The sequence below is a fragment of the uncultured Campylobacter sp. genome, from assembly GCF_937997465.1.
Lineage (GTDB): Bacteria > Campylobacterota > Campylobacteria > Campylobacterales > Campylobacteraceae > Campylobacter_A.
This window is the reverse complement of the sequence record NZ_CALKTQ010000172.1, coordinates 1-5,463: the sequence shown is the minus strand read 5'-3', so window position 1 is coordinate 5,463 and position 5,463 is coordinate 1. Positions and strand designations below refer to the sequence as shown.

Here is a 5,463-nt window from a genome sequence, read left to right as displayed (position 1 = left end):
AAGCCCCGCCGTGCCGACTACGACCTCGCCACTAGAGCCCGTCGGCAGATAGAGATTATCGCCCATAGAGTGTAGGCCTGCTGGGTTGATAAAATTTGCTAGCTCGATACGGCCCACCTGCGTCATCTCGGTGTTACCAGGCTGAAGTACTGAGACGGTGCCGTCAGTGCCCACTGAAACCTGCGTAGCGTCGGCAGGGATAGTCATCTGCGGCTGGAGCACGTAGCCGTCGGAATTTACGACCGTGCCTTCACTGTTGAGCTTAAAGGCGCCGTTTCTAGTATACGCCGTCGTGCCGTCCGGAAGCTGCACCTGGAAAAAGCCGTTACCCGCAATAACCATATCGAGGTTATTGCTCGTTTCTTTAAAATAGCCTTGCGAAAATATCTTCGTTATCGCCGTCGGACGCGCACCCAGACCAACCTCGATACCCGTCGGGCTTTTCGTCGTGGCGCTGGTTGCCGTGCCAGCATACTCCATGACCTGATACATCAGATCGGCAAACTCGGCGCGGTTTTTCTTGTAGCCGATGGTGTTTACGTTTGCGATATTGTGCGACGTGACGTCGATCTGGGTTTGCTGGGCGATCATGCCGGTGGCGGCGGAGTAAATAGACCTCATCATTTCATTTTCCTCTTTCTGCAGGCGCGTCACGCTTTGGGCGCCTTATCTTTATTTGTTTAATTTGCAAAAAATATTCCAAATTTGTAGTCTTAAATTTTACGCTTTTGCGTAAAACCGTCGCCGACTGTTTTTATGCCTGGCGAACGTCTAAAATTTACAAATTCGGCGCGATTTCTCGCATTTCTTAGGTATTTAGCAAAAGGCGTTCCAAATTTGCAAATTTGGGAAAATTTGAAAATATTTTGGCGGAAGTATTTTGAATTTATATTAGCGGCAGGGTTTTAATGTATAGCGATTTATGTTTATTAAAATTTAAAAATCTTAGCGGAAATATCTTTGAGCGGATTTGCGAGTTGTGCAAATTTTTACTAGCAAGACTAGGCACGTAGCCTGTCGCCGCAAGTAAAAATTAAATCTCTCACAAATACGTCAAAGAGATAACGCTAAATTTAGACTTTCGTATTAGCAAGCTTACTTATAGCTTCCTGATTTAGATCGTCCATGTGGCTCGTCATCACCTTTTGATACATCTCGACAAAGCGCTGCGTCTCGATGAGTCCGACCATCTCGGTCACGGCGTTTACGTTGGAAATTTGGGTGTATTTCCACGCGACCGCGTCTATCTCGCCGCCCACGTCTTCAAGCTCCTTTAAATTCGGCAAAACATAGAGATTATCGCCCTCTTTTGTTAGATTTCGTATCTCTTTTGGCTGCGCGATATAAAGTCTAGCTAGTGGTTCCTCGTTTGAGTAGAGATTGCCGTTTTTATCGGCAGAAAAGCGCTCTCCCTGCGGGATTTGGATGCCTTGAAAATTATTCGTAAAATAATCGCTCGGCAGCACCTTGTAACCCTCTTTTGTTACCAAAAATCCGTCCTCGTCGAGATTAAACGAGCCGTTTTTAGTTAGGCGCACATCGCCCGGTTTTACCTCGACTAGGAAAAACAGATCCTCGCGCTTCATCGCAAAGTCAAGGTCGTTGTTTGAAAATTTAAGCCCGCCCTGACTAAAATCTACGTATTGCTCAGAGATTTGCGGCACCCTGTCGATAGTTCTGTTTAGAAATTTGGCCGCGTCCTTCGTGTGATTTTCTATCGGTAACTCGTCGCGGTACTCTTTAAAAATCCTCTCAAAATCACCCACTACGACGTCGTCGCGTTTAAAGCCAATAGTATTTATGTTGGCAAGGTTGTTTGCGATGACGTCTAGGCGGTTAAACTGCGTCACCATGGCGCCGGTTGCTTGGTAGTAGCCGTTGTTCATTTACTTTTCCTTATTTTGGCGACTCGTCTTTTTTGCTACGCTTTGCTTGCAACTTTCAGACGAGCACATTTTTCTGATTAGATCAGCAACTTCCGTTCCAACTCAAATTTAATAAAATTTTCAGCAAATTTAGCCTATGTAAAAATGCCCAAATAATCGTATTTTTATTAATATTTAAAGAAGTTTGGGTATAATCCTCGTTTTCTACAAAAAGAAGGAATCCCGAATGAGTACCGCAAAAAAAGAGGCATTGTCGCTCATAGAAGAGCTTTTTAAAGAAAATGCCAAAGGCTATATCACTTACGAAAAACTAGTTAAATTCCTAGACAAAGCGCCGACCGCAGCGATAGCAAAAAAGATAGAGTCGCTGGCGAAAGAAAATAAAGTCCAGCTCATAACCTCAGCTGAAATCGCTAAAATGCGCAATATCGAAGACGCTAAAAAGCGTCGCGAGGAGCTGGCCAAACTAGCCGACGACAATCTAGAGGAAGAATTTGACCTCGCCAGCGAAACCGATCTGCTCGAGTGGTCGCGCTCGGATAGCCCCGTGCGTATGTACCTACGCGAAATGGGTCAAATCGCACTACTAACCAAAGAAGAAGAAGTAGAAATCAGCAAAAAAATCGAGCTTGGCGAAGATATCATCATTGACGCATTTTGCTCAGTACCATACCTTATCGATTTTATTCTTGACTACAAAGAGCCGCTTATAAACCGCGAACGCCGCGTAAAAGAGCTTTTTAGAAGCTTTGACGACGAAGGTGAGGAAGGCAGCGAAGAGGTCGAGGAAGAGGAAGAAAACGAAGAAGTCGAGGATGATGTCGAGGAAGGCGAAGAGAAAGAAGCCAAGCCAAAAAAACACAATAAAAAAGACGACAAACGAGCTGAAAAAGTGATCGAGAGTTTTAAAGCGCTCGAAAAGGCCAAAAAAGAGTGGCTAAAAACTGCAAATAAACAAAACGAAGTAGAGACTGAGGATGAGTTTTTAGCAAAGATAACGCTTGCGTTTAAAAAGAAAATTTTAAAAGACAAGCTAATGGATCTAGGGCCTACCAGCAAGCTCATAACCGAGATCGTAAAGTCGATGGAAACGGCGCTAAAGAGCGATGATGAATTTGACAGAGAGCTAAAAAGACTCGAGTATAAGCTACCTATGTTTAGCGACGAGCTAAAGAAAAATCACAAGTCGATCCTAAAAGATATCATCAAGCTCAGCAAAGAAGATATCATCGCGCGAGTACCCGAGGCTACGATGGTATCAACCTACGTGGAGATCAAAAAACTATTTGCGACCAAGGAAGCGAGCAAGAGCGGATTCAACCTCGATCCGATACTTTTAAAGGAAATTTTAGAGCAGATCAAACGCGGCAAAAAGATATCCGACGAAGCAAAAGCCAGGATGGCAAAATCAAATTTACGCCTAGTTGTGAGCATCGCCAAGCGCTACACAAACCGCGGTTTACCGTTTTTAGACCTGATTCAAGAGGGCAATATCGGGTTAATGAAAGCGGTCGATAAATTTGAATATAAAAAAGGGTATAAATTTTCTACCTATGCGACGTGGTGGATACGTCAGGCTATTAGCCGCGCTATTGCCGATCAAGCTCGTACGATACGTATCCCTATCCATATGATAGAAACGATAAACCGTATAAACAAAATCAACCGAAAATACCTACAAGAAGAAGGCAAAGAGCCGGATATAAACGTAATCGCAGCTGAGGTCGGACTAAGCGCGGACAAGATAAAACAGGTCATCAAAATCACAAAAGAGCCTATCAGCCTAGAAGCCCCTATCGGCAATGAAGACGACGGTAAATTTGGAGATTTCGTCGAGGACAGAAGCTCTCTAAGCCCGATGGATCATATCCTAAAAAACGACCTAAAAGAGCAGATAGACGAAGTTCTAGACCAGCTAAACGAGCGCGAAAAAGCTGTCATCAGGATGAGATTTGGCTTACTCGACGACGAGAGTGACCGCACTCTAGAAGAGATCGGCAAAGAGCTAAACGTAACCCGCGAGCGTGTCCGCCAGATCGAAAGCTCTGCCATCAAAAAACTAAAACACCCAAAAGTCGGTAGAAAGCTCAAAAACTACATCGAGGGCTAAATTTAGCCCTCCTCTTTTATAGCGGATCGGCAAATAAAACCCGTTACCAAATTTAAAGAAAAATCAAAGGCGCAAAGATAGATCAGAAACCCCTGGCCGAGATAAAATTCCGCGGCATAGCGTCTAATATTTTAATCATCGAAGGCTACATATCTATTTGGGCTTTGTGCGAATTTTGTAGCCGCGTTTCGCTAGCTGGATTTTTGACCGCCGTGTTTTTTATCTGCTTTACTTTTCTTGCATCGATGATTTTTAAGCTTCTTGTTGCTAGACAAATCTCCAAACTCTCTGCAAGCAAGCTTTTTACGAGAATTTCCTCCGCGCTAATCGCGGCGGCGCTAATAGCGATTTTATGGCTATCTATGGCATTGTATTCGGTAAGTCAAGTCGGTTTTAGCACAGTAGAGTATGCCGCGGCGCAGATCGGAGGCTCTTTTGTTAACAATGCTTATTCTGTAATCGGAGCGGTCGCAAATAATTTTTTAAATATACAAGGCTCGGCCCTTACGATATTTCTTACTATAGACTCTATTCTTACTATTTATTTTTGGCTTATGCTCGGCGTTGCGTACTATCTGCTCGGCAAAGATACACAGAGCAGTGCTTTCTACATCTACTCAGGCTTAGCCTTTATGTGCACAGCGCTTCAGTTTATCGATTTTTCGTCCCCTTAACAGTTTGGTATCTCCATACGCACTGCTTACGATAGCGCTCTTGATCCCACTTTGCGAACTAGCGGCTTGGGCTAGGATCAAAAATATCGCTCTAGCGCAGCCCTAAAATTTAAAAACTTCAAGTTTTATCACAGCCGCCATACTAGCCGTTTTGCTAAATTTTATCAAAAACTACACTAACGCCGCCCCTCAAATTTACCCGCAAAAAACAAAATCTGTAAATTTATGCTAAATTTATCGCCGTTCTTGTAATATACCACTATTTACTTATGGGTTAAAAGTACTAATTTTAGGCCTATAAATAAATATAATTTAAAAACTTAAGGAAAAACATGAGCAAATTTCACTCTTTCGCGCTAGCTCTTGCGCTGTGCGCGAGTTCGCTTTTTGCAGACCGCGTCGTAACCGATCAGCTAGGCCGCGATGTCACGCTGCCTGATGAGGTTAGGCGCATAGTCGTGCTTCAGCACCAAAGCCTAAACGCGCTCAATGAGCTAAACGCGCTGGATAAGGTTGCCCTCGTGCAGGAGTCGTGGGAGAAGTCGCTCGGCAAAAACTACATCCGCCTAGCGCCGAGCCTAAAAGATATGCCCACACCTGGCGATCTGAAGGTCATCAACTACGAGGCGGTGCTTTGCTAAAGCCGGGCGTCGTGATCGTGTCACGAACTACATCCCGCAAGAATACATCGACAAGATGAGCGAGCTCAAAATCCCAGTCGTCGCCGTTAGTTTTCAACGCAGCGACGCCGCCGATAAAGGCAAGCTAAATCCGACCTTCAAAGACGACGAAG

The 5,463-nt window shown here is 44.4% G+C and carries 5 protein-coding genes; 3 read left to right on the top strand and 2 right to left on the bottom strand.

Translation table 11 applies throughout. The features are described from left to right. Together flgG and Q0546_RS05525 are read right to left on the bottom strand one after the other, a co-directional pair. The coding region (gene flgG, locus Q0546_RS05530) for a flagellar basal-body rod protein FlgG (protein ID WP_298791264.1) at positions 1 to 624 on the bottom strand (624 nt) is incomplete at its 3' end. Between the two features lie 449 nt (positions 625 to 1,073). After that, entirely contained in the window at positions 1,074 to 1,886 is an 813-nt protein-coding gene (locus Q0546_RS05525; RefSeq protein ID WP_002948146.1) for a flagellar hook-basal body protein, read from the bottom strand. A 193-nt stretch (positions 1,887 to 2,079) separates the two neighbouring features. On the opposite strand from Q0546_RS05525, the gene rpoD reads away from it, so the two are divergent. From rpoD to Q0546_RS05510, 3 genes are all read left to right on the top strand, one after another. Next, positions 2,080 to 3,996 (top strand): RNA polymerase sigma factor RpoD, encoded by a 1,917-nt coding sequence (gene rpoD, locus Q0546_RS05520; protein WP_257792048.1) that lies wholly within the window; start codon positions 2,080 to 2,082, stop codon positions 3,994 to 3,996. A 164-nt stretch (positions 3,997 to 4,160) separates the two neighbouring features. Further along, positions 4,161 to 4,670, top strand: coding sequence for a hypothetical protein (locus Q0546_RS05515; protein WP_298791259.1), 510 nt, complete (start codon positions 4,161 to 4,163; stop codon positions 4,668 to 4,670). Between the two features lie 332 nt (positions 4,671 to 5,002). Beyond that, positions 5,003 to 5,311 carry a hypothetical protein gene (locus Q0546_RS05510; RefSeq protein ID WP_298791257.1) on the top strand — a complete coding sequence of 103 codons (309 nt, stop codon included), beginning with the start codon at positions 5,003 to 5,005 and terminating at the stop codon, positions 5,309 to 5,311. Positions 5,312 to 5,463: the final 152 nt, after the last annotated feature.

Excerpts from the sequence above, each read along its gene's own strand:
- Q0546_RS05525 (WP_002948146.1), bottom strand. The coding sequence starts at position 1,886 with ATGAACAACGGCTACTACCAAGCAACCGGCGCCATGGTGACGCAGTTT.
- Q0546_RS05510 (WP_298791257.1), top strand. The coding sequence starts at position 5,003 with ATGAGCAAATTTCACTCTTTCGCGCTAGCTCTTGCGCTGTGCGCGAGT.